The organism is Shewanella japonica, assembly GCF_002075795.1.
Classification (GTDB): domain Bacteria; phylum Pseudomonadota; class Gammaproteobacteria; order Enterobacterales; family Shewanellaceae; genus Shewanella; species Shewanella japonica.
This window is the reverse complement of the sequence record NZ_CP020472.1, coordinates 2735449-2751655: the sequence shown is the minus strand read 5'-3', so window position 1 is coordinate 2751655 and position 16207 is coordinate 2735449. Positions and strand designations below refer to the sequence as shown.

14 protein-coding genes are annotated in these 16207 nt (G+C 39.7%); 5 read left to right on the top strand and 9 right to left on the bottom strand.

Going from position 1 to position 16207, the window contains the following annotated elements:
* Window positions 1–143 precede the first annotated feature (143 nt).
* Entirely contained in the window at window positions 144–554 is a 411-nt protein-coding gene (locus SJ2017_RS11710; protein ID WP_080915876.1) for a MarR family winged helix-turn-helix transcriptional regulator, read from the top strand.
* A 122-nt stretch (window positions 555–676) separates the two neighbouring features.
* Here the strand turns inward: SJ2017_RS11710 and SJ2017_RS11705 are convergent, their stop codons facing one another.
* The 5 genes from SJ2017_RS11705 to SJ2017_RS11685 form a co-directional block, all read right to left on the bottom strand.
* Window positions 677–3784, bottom strand: a complete 3108-nt coding sequence (locus SJ2017_RS11705) for an efflux RND transporter permease subunit (protein WP_080915875.1) — start codon at window positions 3782–3784, stop codon at window positions 677–679.
* On the bottom strand, window positions 3781–5121 hold the full coding sequence (locus SJ2017_RS11700) for an efflux RND transporter periplasmic adaptor subunit (RefSeq protein ID WP_080915874.1): 1341 nt from the start codon (window positions 5119–5121) through the stop codon (window positions 3781–3783). The genes SJ2017_RS11705 and SJ2017_RS11700 overlap by 4 nt, the downstream gene beginning before the upstream one ends.
* A complete protein-coding gene (locus SJ2017_RS11695) occupies window positions 5118–5780 on the bottom strand; it encodes a TetR family transcriptional regulator (protein ID WP_065107945.1) in 663 nt (220 codons plus the stop codon). The genes SJ2017_RS11700 and SJ2017_RS11695 overlap by 4 nt, the downstream gene beginning before the upstream one ends.
* A gap of 246 nt (window positions 5781–6026) precedes the next feature.
* Window positions 6027–7184, bottom strand: a complete 1158-nt coding sequence (locus tag SJ2017_RS11690; protein WP_080915873.1) for an iron-containing alcohol dehydrogenase — start codon at window positions 7182–7184, stop codon at window positions 6027–6029.
* Window positions 7185–7248: 64 nt separating this feature from the next.
* Window positions 7249–7953 (bottom strand): type 1 glutamine amidotransferase domain-containing protein, encoded by a 705-nt coding sequence (locus SJ2017_RS11685; RefSeq protein WP_244899680.1) that lies wholly within the window; start codon window positions 7951–7953, stop codon window positions 7249–7251.
* A gap of 152 nt (window positions 7954–8105) precedes the next feature.
* Here SJ2017_RS11685 and SJ2017_RS11680 point away from each other — a divergent pair, with 152 nt between their 5' ends.
* The 4 genes from SJ2017_RS11680 (at window position 8106) to SJ2017_RS11665 (ending at window position 12277) form a co-directional block, all read left to right on the top strand.
* Window positions 8106–9038 (top strand): LysR family transcriptional regulator, encoded by a 933-nt coding sequence (locus SJ2017_RS11680; RefSeq protein ID WP_055023227.1) that lies wholly within the window; start codon window positions 8106–8108, stop codon window positions 9036–9038.
* 710 nt (window positions 9039–9748) lie between these two features.
* The gene (locus SJ2017_RS11675; RefSeq protein ID WP_055023226.1) at window positions 9749–10174 is read left to right on the top strand and encodes a DUF2057 family protein; all 426 of its coding nucleotides are present in this window, start codon (window positions 9749–9751) and stop codon (window positions 10172–10174) included.
* A 323-nt stretch (window positions 10175–10497) separates the two neighbouring features.
* Entirely contained in the window at window positions 10498–11688 is a 1191-nt protein-coding gene (locus tag SJ2017_RS11670; RefSeq protein ID WP_065107949.1) for a class I SAM-dependent rRNA methyltransferase, read from the top strand.
* A 160-nt stretch (window positions 11689–11848) separates the two neighbouring features.
* Window positions 11849–12277 carry a PliI family lysozyme inhibitor of I-type lysozyme gene (locus SJ2017_RS11665; protein ID WP_080915872.1) on the top strand — a complete coding sequence of 143 codons (429 nt, stop codon included), beginning with the start codon at window positions 11849–11851 and terminating at the stop codon, window positions 12275–12277.
* An 88-nt stretch (window positions 12278–12365) separates the two neighbouring features.
* Here the strand turns inward: SJ2017_RS11665 and SJ2017_RS11660 are convergent, their stop codons facing one another.
* The 4 genes from SJ2017_RS11660 to SJ2017_RS11645 form a co-directional block, all read right to left on the bottom strand.
* On the bottom strand, window positions 12366–12710 hold the full coding sequence (locus tag SJ2017_RS11660; protein WP_055023223.1) for a hypothetical protein: 345 nt from the start codon (window positions 12708–12710) through the stop codon (window positions 12366–12368).
* 219 nt (window positions 12711–12929) lie between these two features.
* Window positions 12930–13361 carry a CBS domain-containing protein gene (locus tag SJ2017_RS11655; RefSeq protein ID WP_080915871.1) on the bottom strand — a complete coding sequence of 144 codons (432 nt, stop codon included), beginning with the start codon at window positions 13359–13361 and terminating at the stop codon, window positions 12930–12932.
* A gap of 116 nt (window positions 13362–13477) precedes the next feature.
* Complete coding sequence (gene olsF / locus SJ2017_RS11650; protein WP_080915870.1) at window positions 13478–15205, bottom strand: bifunctional ornithine lipid synthase OlsF; 1728 nt, start codon at window positions 15203–15205, stop codon at window positions 13478–13480.
* A 40-nt stretch (window positions 15206–15245) separates the two neighbouring features.
* A complete protein-coding gene (locus tag SJ2017_RS11645; protein ID WP_080915869.1) occupies window positions 15246–16178 on the bottom strand; it encodes a UDP-2,3-diacylglucosamine diphosphatase in 933 nt (310 codons plus the stop codon).
* Window positions 16179–16207 lie beyond the last annotated feature (29 nt).

The window sequence follows — 16207 nt, the reverse complement described above, 5'->3', positions numbered from 1 at the left end:
GTCTTATACGTATCTTACCTAGCTTAAGGTGTTAACCTGAGTATATGATGGTAATCTAAAATACAACTCAGAAATCTGCATTCTTGGCTTGATTCGTTAATTTACCTAGTAGCTAAGGATTGCTGAGCATGTAGGAGGGTTTTATGAAGCGGTACGAAAGTCTTTATTATCAAATCTCTCACCTCAACATCACGCTTCAAAATGAGCTTGATGAACGCTTAAAACGTTATGAATTAGACGTTAAGCTTTGGCCGGTGCTGTTTTCTTTATGGCAAGAAGAGGGCATAAGCCAAACTGAACTATCAAAGCTATGTGATGTGGCTAACTACACCATGACGCGTCTGCTAGATCAATTACAAGTACAAGGCTATATCACTCGCCACCAAGAGTCAGACAATCGCCGTGCATTCCAAATTTTCTTAACTGACGCGGGCAAAGCGCTAGAGCAAGACTTGATCCATGAAGCGCAGTGGGTCAATGAGAAGTGTCTGGAAGCTCTCGATGAGCAAGAACAGCAAACTTTATTGCAATTGTTGAATAAAATAAATACATAGCCTGAGCATGAATAAGAGGGAGTCTATTTACAGTTTCAGGTATATCGATCTATCAATTAAAAGGCCGTTAATGTTGTCATTAACGGCCTTTTGTTTCTTGTCAGTTTGAGCTTATGGTTTGTTTAGGCTGACAATTCTTCATGCTTATGCACGAGGTTAAAGTCAGCTAATACGGCATAAGCACTTGGTATAATAAATAATACCAATAAGGTAGAGGTGAAAATACCAAACACAATAGAGATTACAATCGGTTTTACGACTTGTGCCTGTAATGAGGTTTCCATTAGTAATGGCAGTAACCCAGCAGCTGTAGTAAGCGATGTTAAAAATACCGCTCTAAACCTATCTCGGCTCGCTTTGACTACTGCTTCTTGAATGTCATCACCTATATCAACGTGGTGCCTTATGTATTGCACCAATAATATGGAGTCGTTGACGACAATACCAGCTAATGAAACAAAGCCTAAAATTGATGGCATTGATAAGCTGTGACCTGTTAATAAGTGTCCCCAGAATACCCCAATTAAGGCAAGTGGGATGGCTAACATCACCACAAATGGTTCTAAGTAACTTCTGAATTGAAAACTTAAAATGGCGAACAAGCCAAATAAGCCAATGATGAAACCTTGCATGAACGAGGCTCCAGTTTTAGCGGTTTCTTTAGCCGCACCTTCATAGTCCACTCGTAAACCTGGGTATTTTTCCCGTAATTCATTGGCATATTCATTACGTACTTTGCTGACAATCTCACTACCATTGGCTTTAGCATTATCAATATCAGCCATTACGGTTACGGTACGCTGACTTTCAATTCGCTGTATACGTACGTAAGAGCGCTCATAATTCAATGTAGCGACAGCATTAAGTGGTAGCTGACTCCCATCACTAAGCATAATAGGGAAGTTGGCTAATGCCTGTAAATTCCCTGCTTGTTGTTTATTTAGGCGTACTTGAATTTCAATGTTTTCAGGTCCTGCTTGCACGTCATCGGCAGTTTGCCCAAAGTAAGCTGCGCGCAGTTGTGATGCGATCATCTCGCCATCGACACCGAAATTTTCAGCGCCGTCACGCAGTTTAACGAGTACTTCTTCTTTACCAGGGCGCATGTCGTCCAAAATACCATTTACGCCTGAGAACTGGCTTAAATAAGATTGTAGATCGACTGAGGCCATTTTGAGTAATTCTAAGTCATCATGTTGAAGTCTGACTTCCACATCACGCCCAGCAGGCCCCATACTTGGTTGCTTAAAGACGAGCGATAATGGCTCAGCAATGTCTCCACTTTCTAGACGCCAATCTCGAATAAAGTCATCGATTAAGCTTTCACGAGTCTCCGCTGACAATAAATCTAACCTGACTGTTGCAACGTGGGGACCTGATTCACCGGCATCGGCGTTCATGTTGTATTGTTCGGTGATATAGCGAATCAAATTTGAGTCTTCTTGATTCTCTTTGCTATAACGGTCACCCACTTTATTTGCGCTGGCGACTAACTTTTCGACCACTTGTTTGGTTTGATCTAGTGTTGAGCCTGGCGGCAATATAATGCGCGCTTCAGCGATATCACCATCAAGTTCAGGGAAGCCAACAAATTTCACAGCGCCGCCGGCAACTAGGGCAATAGAGACAAAGAGTAAACCTAAGGTTGCCCCAAGGCTTGCATAACGCCACTTAACCACAAAGGTGACAGCTTCAACTAAATTGTTATTACGGAAATGCTCAAATTTTTCTAAAAATACACGCTTAAATTTAAGTGGTGGTTTTTCTTGTTTATTTGATTTTAATGAGTGGCTTAAATGGTTCGGTAAAATCAAAAATGCTTCAATCAAACTGACGCTGAGCACCATAATTAAGACGAGTGGTACAACGGATAGTACATCGCCCATTTGGCCGTCAAGCCACAACAAACTGCCAAAAATAAACACTGTCGTTAAAAAGGGTGAGAATACCCCTGGTGCGACCTTTTTAACTCCTTGAGTGACAGCATCATTAATGGGTAAGCCTTTTTCTACATGGGCGGCAACTGATTCTGCGATCACAATGGCATCATCCATCATGATACCAATAGCCATCAACAAACCGACTAGGCTCATGATGTTAATGGATACGCCAAACACCCACATTAAAAATAACCCGCCCATGAAGGCGACTGGCAGACCTGCGGACACCCAAAAAGAATAACGTAACGAGAAAAACAGCCACATTGAAAAGAACACTAAGATGATCCCTTGCCAGCCATTCTTAAGCAGCATGGATAATCTGTCTTGAAGCAATGATGACATATCATTTGTGAGCGTGAGCGTTACGCCATCAGGGGCGACGAGTTGCTCTTGAGCCACAAACTCGGTGACACGCTCTTTAATGCGCAAAGCATCATCAGCTTTATTTTTTTGAACTTTTAATACCGCAGCAGCTTTACCATTAAATATGGTGTGCTCTTCTTCTAGTTCAAATAAGTCTTCAATTTTAGCGATGTCACGTAAGCGAACCACACCGCCTTCAGGGTTTGATGATACGATTATTTTACCCAAATTATCTGGGGTAATTTGCCGCTCATCAAAACGGATCAATAAGTTTTTATCTGATAACTCTACGCTGCCTGCTGGCATTTGAACGTTCTGACGGCCAACTTTATCGGCGACTTCTGCCACGGTAAGTCCTAAACGTCTTATGTCAGCCTCGTTTAACTCTACTCGGATTTGATGATCTGAAAAGCCTGATACCGTGACTAAATTAACCCCTGCATCAATCTTTAACCGTCGCTTTAAATCTTCAGCGTAAGACTTTAAGTGAGGCAAACTGGCATCGGCTGCAATAGCAATATCGACGACAGGTTCTGCCCAATCAAGCTCTTTGACGGTCGGTGGGTCAATTTGTGATGGGAAGTCTTTAATGGCGTTAATTTCAGTCTGAATATCGACTAAACTGCGGCCCATATCGGCATCACCTGTGAGCTTAACGGTAAGAGAGGCAAAGCCTTCTTGTGCATCACATTTAGTTTCTTCTATGTCGCTTAGGCCATCAATGGCATCTTCCATTCTCAAACATAAGCTTTCTTCAACCTCTGCAGGAGAGGCGCCAGGATAAACGACACTGGCAATAATGTAAGGCGGGCTAAACTCTGGGAATGTTTCTCGCTTAATTTTGCCAATACTACTTAGGCCGACAACAAAAAACGCCAGCATCATCAAGTTTGCGATGGTTGGATGTCGAGTGAAAAAGTTAATCACTGGTTTAACTCCTCATCACTTTGACTGTTTTGTTGCGCCACTTTTAAACTCATGCCTGCAATGGCAGGAATAAGATCGTTAGTAACGATTTGCATGTTTTGCGTTAATGGTGCAGTTGTTGACTGGCTTTCGATTGCGACGCCCTTATCAGTGCGATATATCACTTTAACCTTAATAATCTGTAGTTTTCCTTCAAGATCCATGACATAGATTTGGTCGCCGTGGAGGGCTTTTTCAGGGATAACAAATTGCTCTGACGGGTAGCCATGGATATAAGCTGTAACAAACATGCCATTGGTTAATGGTGGGCGTTTTACCAGATCCATATCATTAAAGTTTTGTTCAACTTCAAGGTAAAAGCCTATGGTTGCTTGATCCGGATTAATGGTATCGGCTATTCGAGTGAGTTTTGCTTGCCACTGGTGATGTTTTTGTCCCATGTTGATTTCAACATAAGCATCAAAGTTGACTTTTTCGATTGATGGCAATGATGCTGTGTCACGTGGGATCCCAGAGATGCTGCTAATCAGTGTTTCAGCATCTTGCAAAGAGAGCTCGGCTTTGATTTCTACAGCGCCGAGCTGGTGGGCTTCAAATAACACCGAACCATTCGTCACCGCTTGAGCTCGCTCTATGTTCACCTCAGCAATACGAGCGTCAAAGGGCAGGGTAAAGCGGGTATTGTTGAGTTGTCGCTGTGCATCATTCAGTAACGCTTGATTAACTTTGACTTGAGCTTGGGTCACTTTTCTATCATCGGGCAGTAAACTCAAGCTGCTGTTTAAGTCTTGAACTAGGTTACGCTGGGCAAGTAATGCTTGCTTTTGGGTTTCGAGTTCTGACTTAGATATAAGATTTTTAGCATTAAGCGCTTGTTTACGCAGGTACTCTTGATCCACTAACGTGAGTTTTTGCTTTTCAATTTGCAAACTGGTTTCAAGGTTAACTTCTTTTTGGTTTAACTGAATTAACTGCGCCTCTGCGGCATTCACATTAGCTTCAGCTTGCGCTAATTTAAGTTCGTATTCGAGTGGATCAATAGCTAATACTAAGGTGCCAGCTTTAATTAAGCGGCCAGTTTCAAGTTCTGGGTGACGATAAATAATCTTACCACCAACCTCAGCAATACCTTGCCAACTGTGCTTGGGCGCGACTCTGCCATACGCTTTAATCACTGGCATACTTTGTTGTTTGTCGAGATTAATGACTTCAACTAAACGAGATTTGTCATGACCTGCTTCCAGTTCAGGCGATGAGCGCATTGCAATTGCGATAAATAAAATAATAAATCCGGCAGCAATCCCCGGGAAAACATAACGTCTTTTTAAGCTGGTCATTTTTTGCAGTCCTGGCTTGGTTGGTTGTCATCGGCAAAAAGCCCATGACGTAAAAGTGATGCATTGTGCTTCGCAAGCTTTTGCATAAATTCAGGTGAGGTTTCAATGCCTACGGCTTTTTTAAATAGCTCAGGCATCAAAAAAGGGAAAATCAGTAAGCTAATAAAACTCATTTTGGCGCACATTACATCAACATCCGCTTTTAAAATATCGGCATCTTTAATTTTGTCTATGATGGCGAATTTAGGTGATGGCATTAAGGTTAATAGCCTTGCTTGTAGTTCACGATTTTGCGGTGAGTCAGGCAAACTTGCAGTGCGATAAATGAGCTTCGGAAAATCTGGGTTTTGACTCATCATACTGTAATAAGTGCTAAGTATTTCTTCTGGTGAGTTGTGGATCATTGCTTTGTTAGTTTGAGATATTTTTTGCGTCAGTGGTGCTAATGTTTCTTTTAGCATTTCACTGAATAAGCCCAATTTGGATTGAAAATAGTAACGGATCAGACTGGCGTCAACATTCGCTTGCTGTGCAATCGCACGTACAGATACTTTGTCGTAATCACTTTCAACAAAGAGTACGCGAGCAGCTTCGATTAATGCATTGCGATTATCGACCTGAGTTAACGGTCTACCAGCAGTTTTTTTAAGAATGGGCATCGGTAAGCACTAATGTATGAATAATTCTTCAAGTGTAGAATATAGTAAGCCAACCTGAGTCTTTCGTTTACTATTTAAATTCATCAATATTCCACATTTGATGAATTAATTGAAAATTTCAACACTAGATCACACTTCTTTCAGTGGCGATTAAAATATTAAAACAGTATAAAAAACAAAAGCTAGCAAGATGCTAGCTTTTAGTCACAACAGAGTAAAAATCTGTGTTCAATTAAGTTAAATCATTTATAACGCTGTCGTTAGTATTTCTCGGCTGACAGTTAAATCAATATCACCATGTTCACCTAGTTTTGTCATACCGTGTTTTTCAAGGGCATTAACCATTACATCGACTTGATCTGTACCTAAATCAATATCTCCTAAACGAATTGGCACTTGCATTCGTTTAAAGAACGCTTCTGTTGCAAGAATCGCTTGATCAATTTTTTGCTCATCAGTGCCTGTAGTGATGCCAAATACACGTTCAGCATATTGAACTAGCTTGTCATGTTTTTGTTCTCGGCGCACTTTCATTACCGCAGGTAACACAATTGATAAAGTACGTGCATGATCAATACCGTGGCTGGCTGTTAATTCATGACCAATCATGTGAGTCGACCAATCTTGTGGTACGCCGGCACCAATTAAGCCATTAAGTGCCATGGTGGCTGACCACATGATATTAGCTCTGACTTCAAGATCTTGTTTTGTCTCGGCAGCCAGTGCTTTAGGGCCTTCTTCAATTAAGGTTTGCAGTAAACCTTCACTGAATCTGTCTTGTACTTTACCGTTGACGCTGTAAGTTAAGTATTGCTCCATAATATGAATGTAAGCATCAATAACCCCATTACTTATTTGTCGGTCTGACAGTGATAGCGTCACTGAAGGATCGAGTACAGCAAATAATGGTCTGACTAATGGGCTACCAAATGGCAGTTTATTACCATCACGAGTAATAACGGAGCCGCCATTAGACTCTGAACCTGTCGCTGGCAGTGTTAAGACTGCACCGATTGGCAGTGCTTGTTTAACACTTGCACCTTTTGCAACGATATCCCAAGGATCTTGGGCTTCAAATTTTGCAGCAGCGGCTATAAATTTAACGCCATCAACGACTGAACCACCGCCTACTGCTAGGAGGTAATCAATATTTTCCGCTTCAATGATGGCTTGCGCTTTCATTAACGTATCGTATTGCGGGTTAGGCTCAACACCAGAGAACTCAAACCAAGTATGGTCTTTAAGTGCTTCGGTGACTTGTTGGTATACGCCATTTGACTTAATCGACCCGCCACCATAAACCATTAATACTTTGGCATCTGCTGGGATTTCTTGGCTGATTGCGCTGATTTGGTTTTCACCAAATAAAATTTTTGTATTGTTTTGAAAAGAAAAATTTAACATGTGTCGTTCCTGATAATAAAGTGATGCACTGTATTACACAGTGGGGATCAAGACTAATTGACGGTTATGCATTGAGCTGGCTAATCAACTTTTGTGCTGTTAATGATGAGCTAGCAGGATTTTGACCTGTTATGAGTAAGCCATCTTGTACGGAGAAAGCATGCCAATCTGCCGCTTTTTGGTAATCAGCACCACGGGCGATAAGTTCATCTTCTAATAAAAATGGCACAATATCCGTTAATTGGACAGCGTCTTCTTCTGAGTTCGTGAAGCCTGTTACGGCTTTATCAGCGACAAGATGCTTACCGTTTTGGTCTTTGACATTTAATAACACTGCTGTGGCGTGGCAAACTGCTGCGATAGGTTTATTTTGGATCACAAATTGGTTAATCAGTGAGATTGAATCTGCATTGTCAGCTAAATCCCATAATGGCCCATGTCCGCCCGGATAAAATACGCCATCAAACTCTGCTGGATTTATGCTAGATAATACACGAGTGTTAGCCAGCAATGATTTAAGCTGCTCGTCGTTGTCAAAACGGTGAGTGTCCTCTGTTTGAAAATCAGCTAATTCACTTTTGGGATCAATAGGCGTCTGTCCACCAAGAGGAGAGGCTAAAACGACTTCATAGCCAGCATCGGCAAATACATAATAAGGTGCTGCAAACTCTTCAATCCAAAATCCGGTTTTTTCACCTGTATCGCCTAACTTGTCATGTGAAGTTAGCACCATTAATACTTTTTTGGTGGTTTGTGTTGCTTGAGTCATGATATTCCCTTAAACAAGTTTGTGTAATGAGGCCCTCAATAATGCAACACAGTATAGAAATACATTTAGATTCGTACAATGCAGATATTTTTGACTTCATTGTTTAATTAATTGATACAATGGCCGGAAGGTTTTAAGCGGAGTATTGTTAAGTGAACGTATCGTTTGAACAGTTAAAGAGCATGGTGGTTTTTTCACAAGTAGTGGAGCAAGGTAGCTTGAGTGGCGCGGCAAAGCACATCGGCTTATCTCGTGCTGTGGTGAGCTATCATTTAAAAAAGCTTGAAGCGCATTTATCAGTAAAGTTACTTAACCGCTCAACAAGAAGCATCAGCCTAACCGAAGAGGGAAAAGCCTATTATCAGTCATGTAAAGTGATTGCTGAGCAAGCTTTTAATGCGAATCGACAAATTGAAAATATGAAAAGTGAGCCCGTAGGGCTAATTCGTATTACTTGTCCGGTTAATGCTGGGCTTGAAACCATAGTGCCAGCCTTGAATGAATTTAAAGTGCTGTACCCCAAAATTGAACTTGATGTCATGTTGACTGATGAAATTGTCAATATCATAAATCAAGGGTTTGATTTAGCGATTAGAGGTGCGCCATTAGTTGATTCAAGTTTACAAGCTACAAAACTCTGTGTATTAACGACTTGTTTGTGCGGTTCTCCTGATTACTTTGATCGTAACGGACGCCCGAGTTCGCCGGCTGATCTTAGCTCACATGATTGGGTTATCTATAAACCTCTTAAAAAAGTGTTGGAGCTGAAGAAAGGTGCTCGATCGTTCAGCATTGAAATGAAAGGCTCGATAACCACAAATAATGCTTCAGCACGAACAGCCTTTATTGAAGGAGGACATGGTATAGGAAGGGTGCCGACTTACGATGCTTGGCCTAAGGTTAAGCAAGGAACCCTTGAAACCGTGCTCGATGATTACCATTTATCCGATATTAATATTTATGGTGTATTCCCGCCTGGGGCGGCTGATTCAAAAAAATTGCGTTTATTACTCGATTTTTTAAAGGTGTATTTTGATAAACAAATTAGTCAAATGAGCTTATCTAAAACACATTTTAATCAGTAGATGAAACGTTTTATAAGGCAGACTTCACTGTTAGTTTAAGACGATTTTTTGGCCGTTTTAATTGTGTCTTTACACCATTTAAGACTGCAGTACCAACTAACCAAAAAACAGCCTGCTGCTAATACATAAGTGATTGAGTTGTGCTCAGGAAAACTAAAAGGATGGCAAATTACATCAAGCCAAAAAAGGCTTGTGGTAATAGCCATGAGTAAACTCAATGTGCCCAGTATGGTAATAGTCAGTTTGGAAAACATGATATGACGTTTTTTGCAATGACACATGGATGAAAAATCCACAATTTCTGCGTCACAATGAATGCAAGTTACTCTTCTTTTGTATGACTTACTCATCTGATTTCGAACCTGCTACACGTGAACCTGCTGTCGTGTGATTACTTAACATCAACAACTTACCTCTATCAATCTTGAATATTTGTTACCTAGGTAACCTTAGTGTTAAAGCTTGTTGATTTCTTTGCATTAAATCAAAGAATACTGGATTAGAATTAAATTTTAAAAAAATAAAAAAATATTTTTTGATTTTTACTCATATAGATAGATGGTTTTTATAATATCTTTTTCCTCATATTTTATAGATTTATAAAATAATTCTAAAAAATGAAATTTTAATTTTCATTTTAAGGTCTCTTTATTTAACCGGTGCAGTGTTTTGTGCCAAGTGGAATAAGAAGATATTAATTGGAGTGAAATATGAATACCAAAATAATGATTTTGACCGCTTTTAGTTTTATGTTAACCAGTTTTACGGCTCAGTCATCAAGCATTACGTTTCATGATGATTTAGATGTTGATAGTGTGAATGGTGTTGTTATCGAATTTCAGCGTGAAGTGGATCTTATCCCTGGCGAGCAATTAATTGAAGTGAGCTATAGCGATCTGTTTCAAGATAACGCCGATGACTCAGGGCATTGGGTTAAGTCTGAACCACTTTATCTTAAGCTAAATGTCGAAGGTAATGAGCAGTATCATTTAGATTTACCTGAGTTGTACTCAGCTGATGATGCAAAAGACTTTTTACAAAATCCAGTGCTATCTTTGTCAGTTGATGGCGAGCCTCAAGATATTACATTATTGAGTCAATCACAGTTATTTACTTTACTATTATTAAAACAATAGTCATTGATTTTAATAAAATATTGCTTATAAGGTTATTTACATATCATCCTTAATTATTTCACTGTTTGAGATAGTTAACTCTGTGAAATATTTTTTTAGAATGCTACTCAATTATGAGTAGCATTTTTATATTTAATTACCCACCACGTTATAATAACCATTTGATTTGGATTTTTAGTTAACTGCAAGTTGATGTTACTGATTTTCGATGAGTTGCCTCGAGTGTATGACATTCAATTTCAAGCTATAATTTTTAGATTCTAACTTGCGTTCCCTATACAGGATCCTTATTATCCTTATCCCAATTTTAAAAAGGCACCATCATGGCAATCAGAATCAAGCTTAGACCTAAGCGTGAAAAATCACTTGAACGTAAGCACCCTTGGGTATTTGCAAGTGGTATACATAACATAAAAGGTAAACCACAAGCAGGTGAAACCGTTGATGTTGTCGCTCATGATGGTCATTGGTTAGGCCGTGGTGCTTGGTCACCTGAATCACAAATTCAAGTGCGTGTTTGGACGTTTGATAAAGAAGAACAAATCGATAAAGACTTTTTTGTTCGTCGTATTCAGCGTGCTCAATTGGGGCGTGATGCATTAATTGAAGAACAAGGCCTTACCGGCTATCGTCTTATTGCTGCGGAATCAGATGGCTTACCGGGTATTACCATTGATAAGTACGCGAATGTTTTAGTCTGTCAATTACTGAGCACAGGGGCTGATTACTGGCGTGATACTTTAGTTGAGGTATTAGCAGAACTCTATCCTGATTGTGCCATTTACGAGCGTTCTGATGTCGACTCTCGTAAGAAAGAAGGTTTAAAGCCTGTCACCGGTTTATTGCACGGTGAATTACCAGTAATGCCAGTGGTAATTGAAGAAAATGGTATAAAAATTTCTGTTGATGTGACAAAAGGGCATAAAACGGGTTTTTATTTAGATCAACGTGATAACCGCGCTATTGCAGCACGCTTCGTAAAAAATAAGTCAGTGCTTAATTGCTTTTGCTATACAGGTACCTTCGGTTTGTATGCTGCAAAAGGCGGCGCAGCGAGCATTGAAAATGTCGATGTCTCTAAACTTGCGTTAGATACCGCGCGATTAAATATGGAAATAAACGGCTTTAATGATGATCACGTTAATTACCATGAAGCTGATGTGTTTAAGTTACTGCGCCAGTATCGTGATGAAGGTAAAACCTTTGATGTCATTGTGCTAGATCCACCTAAGTTTGCTGACAATAAAGCACAACTGAATGGTGCTTGCCGTGGTTACAAAGACATCAATATGATTGCGATGCAGTTATTAAATCCGGGTGGAACATTACTAACGTTCTCTTGTTCAGGGTTAATGGCCGCTGATTTATTCCAAAAAGTGGTTGCTGATGCGGCGCTTGATGCAAAGCGTGACGTTCAATTTATTGATAGATTGAGCCAAGCAAGTGATCATCCTATTGGTAGTGCATTTCCAGAAGGATTTTACCTTAAAGGCTTGGTTGCAAGAGTCTTTTAAAGACTATTGCCACTGACGCTCGTGATTAAGGCTGCCATATGGCAGCCTTTTTAATGCTTAAAATTCGCGAACTGTAATAATATGAACAATGCTTAAGCTAAGGTTTTGTTGATAGTTAACTTGATGTACTTTTAAGCATCATGGATAGGAAGGGCTAATAATGAAAAATATGAAAAAGACTTCTCGTGTAAACAATATGCTGTCGTTTTTGATGATTGCGCCTTTGTTGTATGGCAGCGCAAGTATGGTTAATGCCCACGAAGTACACGAGTTAACTACATCAAATGGTGGCACTTATGTTAAAGCATTTTCTTTTTCTAACCAGCAAAGTGTGGTGATTGCTGAAGGCCGTATCGAGCCACGTTCTATTGGTACCATAAGCATTAAGCTATATAAAAACTTGGATGTAGGTGATTTTGCTGATGGGATAATTATTCCTAGAGGTGGCACAATTTTATCGGTAGAAGTCCTTAAAGATAATAGTGATGGCCAACAACTTAATATTACTACGGTAACCGCTGGAAGTGGAAACTATCAAACAAGCCAGTTGGTGTGTATTGCAGAAAACGCTGTCAGTTTATGCGACTAAAAAAACAGTAAAACAAATATAATCGCTACGCTAAGGCTGCATATCGCAGCCTTTTTTAATGTGTATCTTCAATGTAATTTCGGTAGCGTTAACTAAACCAATAAAGACCTAAAACACTCATAAACGTTACCATGACACTGGCTTCAAATACTTTCTTACTGCTTAATAAGCTTTGTTTACCTTGTTTTAAACTCCCAATTAATTGGTTTTGTTTGTATAAACGACAGGTTAATTGCTCTGTTTGTGGGTCAATGAGTAACTGAAGTTGGCAAGGTTTGCCATTTTTAAGCTCAATACGGTGAGTACTTCTTTGGCTAAAGTTGATTTTACTTGATACAAGCTGATCATTAACTAAAACACGCTCTAATCCAAACCAATCACTGGCAAGCAATTCGATTTTTTCATGATTTAAATGATATTTAAAACTTGTCATTAATCTCTCCTTGGCGTGTAAACCTACCTTAAGATAAGCAGACAAATGTGACGTTTTCCACCAAGATAAATGAAGTTTTTTTGAATGGATTAGTATGTGATTGTTGAGATTGAAGAAAATTTTTTATTTTATTTTTGGAGCAAGCAATTGTTAGACAGAAACGCATAAAATAGTTTTTGCCATTAACTATATGGTTTTATTTATATATAAAACAGTTAGTTACGGTTGTTCGTCATTCAGGGGCTCTAAACCACAATAATGAGCAAGTAGATCACGCCAACTCACAATACCGACAATTTCCTTATCCACTAATACAGGCAAGCAGGTGATCCCTTTAGATAAGATAAGTTCTGAAGCACTGTTAACATCCAACTCTGGAGGAATAGTGATAGGGTGGTGAGCCATCACTTGATGGACACGTTTTTGTAGCGTTTCAATATCTCGAGTTAGTTCTGCGGCCGTGCCAAGATTTGGATTGATAGCATTAACCAGATCGGCACGCGCCAAGATACCGGAGACTTGATTATGTTCATCTAACACCACAAGGTGATGAAAGGGTACATTGTCAAAAATATCTTTAGCCGTGGCTAACCGATCATCCATTTCAACGGTGACTACTCTGTGGCTCATTATTTGCTCAACAGTAACCATCTTGTTCTCCTTTTCAATTAATCTATTTATATCAGACAATTGAAAAGCCGACAAATGATGAATAATTGAGTCATGTATCGTGATTGATTAGTTCATTGCTTATTTCAACAGTTATTTTATGGTTTAGTTAAGTGGTAATTAATGTATCGTTGCTGCTTTTTAGGTTTCAGCGCATGGACATCAACAAGTACCAGTCCATCAATACAGTTGCCAAAATCAGTATCGATACCAAAGTCGAGAAACGATACGCCATTTTGTTCGCACAATTCGCCATATTGTTTAAACAGTGGCGGTACTGCCGCCCCCATATTCGCCATTGTGTGTTTTAACACTTTGAAATTAGATGCGTAATCGTCAGCGGAATAAAGTGCATCGAGTTGTTGGCGTTTATCTTGGGTAAAGCGGTAAGGGCAATTAGAGATTGCTAACACCTCAGGGTTACTGAATTGCTGCTGATAGAAATGGACAAGCATTTCTTTCGCTTGTTCGGGGATTTGGTCACTAATAGACACAGGACCAAATAAATAGCGAAATTGTGGATTCTTAGCTAAATACGCGCCAATACCAAGCCATAGGTAGTCTAGGCTTCGTTTTCCCCAATACTTTGGCTGCACGAAGCTACGGCCAAGCTCTAAGCCATTTTCAAAGTAGGGGGCAAACTCATCGTTATATTGAAACAATGATTGGCTATATAAGGCCGTTTTACCTTGATGCTCGTGAACCCACTTAGCACTTGCAAAACGATATGATCCTACAATTTCTAAATCATCCTTATCCCATAACACCAGGTGCTGATAATAAGGATCATATTGATCGTTATCTCGCCTGTTGCCGCTACCTTCCCCCACGGCACGAAATGCGATTTCTCTTAATCGGCCAATTTCTCGCATGATTGGATTGCAGCCTTGGTGCTGATATAAAAAGATTTGTTTATTGTCATTAGTCTCACCGAGCATCTCACATTGTTGCAAAGCTGATTGCAGTTCACTTCGTGATTCTGGATGGGCAATGGCTTTTTGTGTAGCAAATAATGGCCGACGATTCTTTCCAATTCGATAAAGGTGATTCTTAAGTAACTGAACCTTGGTTTTGACATTAAAATCATGTCCAGTGATAGCTTCTTTAGGAATTAACTGTCCAATTCGTACTGGCATGGTGCGCTTTTGCTGTTTAAACATTTCTTTGACGAGCAATAAACTAGCGAGTGGCTTATAAATCATTGAAGCGCCATAGAATGAAAGTGAGTTTTTAGCATCAACAAACATTGGCAGTAACGGAGCATTGCAGGAGTTGGCCATTTTTAAAAAGCCAGAATGCCACTTTAAATCAGTGACACCTGAGGGTCTGAGTCTTGATACTTCTCCTGAAGGAAAAATTAATACAGCGCCTTCATTTTTTAGGTGCAAGTGAATATTTTCTAAGTGCTGTCTTGGGGTACCACCGGACATGTTATTCACGGGAAGCAGCAGTGAATGTAGTGGTTCAAGTGCCATCAGCAGTTCATTCGCGACGACTTTGATATCAGGTCGAACTTGGCTAATAAGTTTGATGAGAGCGAGTGCATCAAGGGAACCAATAGGGTGACTGGCATAAATAACCACTCTTCCGTCGATGGGAATATTTTCAATTTCATTACTAGGCACTGAGTAATTGAAATCAAAACAATCTAGTACATGCTCGACAAAATCTACCCCTTTCAAATAAGCGAATTCTGCCGCGATATCATTACATTGTTTTTCGTTTAATAAATAACGCAACATGGCTTTTGTTGGTGTTGCTAGCCAAGGTGTTTGGTGGATTTTGGGTAAGTTTTTTTCTACCACATTATCTACTGTAAAAATCATGTCCATAGCCTTTATTGTTATAAGAAGTGAATAGTCAGTGCTAAGCGACTTTTTGCTTTATTGGAGTAGCACTGGCTTCACTCAATGTGATTTGATTGATGACTTTGGTCGTGCACGCTTCATCACTCCAGCGAAGCAGCTGTAACTCACCACTGTGGGTTTCAGCAATCAGCGTACAATTTTCGACCCAGTCACCGTCGTTGGCATAAATGATATTCTTGTGTTGGGATAATTCTGGTTGGTGAATATGACCGCAAACCACTGCTTGTACTTGCTGTGTTTGTGCGTAGCGCAATACTGCATCTCGATACATGCTGATGGCATGTTGTGCTTTATTGACTCGGAGTTTCACGTAACTGGCTAAAGACCAATACGAAAAGCCTAAGCTGTGTCTAATACGATGTAATTTACGATTGAGTAATAACAAAACATCATATAAATGATCGCCAAGTTTGGCGTAGGTGCGACTTATACACACTTCTGAATCAAATTGATCGCCATGTAACATTAAAATTTTATCGCCAGTTATGCATTCATGTATATATTGGCGGGTGATGGTAATACCCCATATTTGGAAATTACTATAAGCTTTAAACTCTTCATCATGGTTGCCTGGTATAAACTTGATTTCGATACCGCTTTGCGCCAGTTGGATTAACTTTTGTAGGACTAGGTTATGACTTTCAGGCCAATAAACTTTACGTTTTAGTGCCCAGATATCAATGATGTCGCCAACTAAATAAAGCTTATTAGTGTGAGTTTGATTAAGCAGATCCAATAAATATTCTGCTTTGCAATCGACACTGTCTAGGTGAACATCTGAAATCCATAAAGCATTGAAAGTTTGTTTTACTTTGCCACTAGATTTAGGGGATTTTCTGGTTGTAATCGCATGTTCAAAAGGGCTGAAGTGAGAAGTGGGATTAGGTGTAAGTTCATGTAAACCGGTCTTATCTTTAGCATTTTGAGTCATTGATATATCGCTCAACGATGAATGTCTAA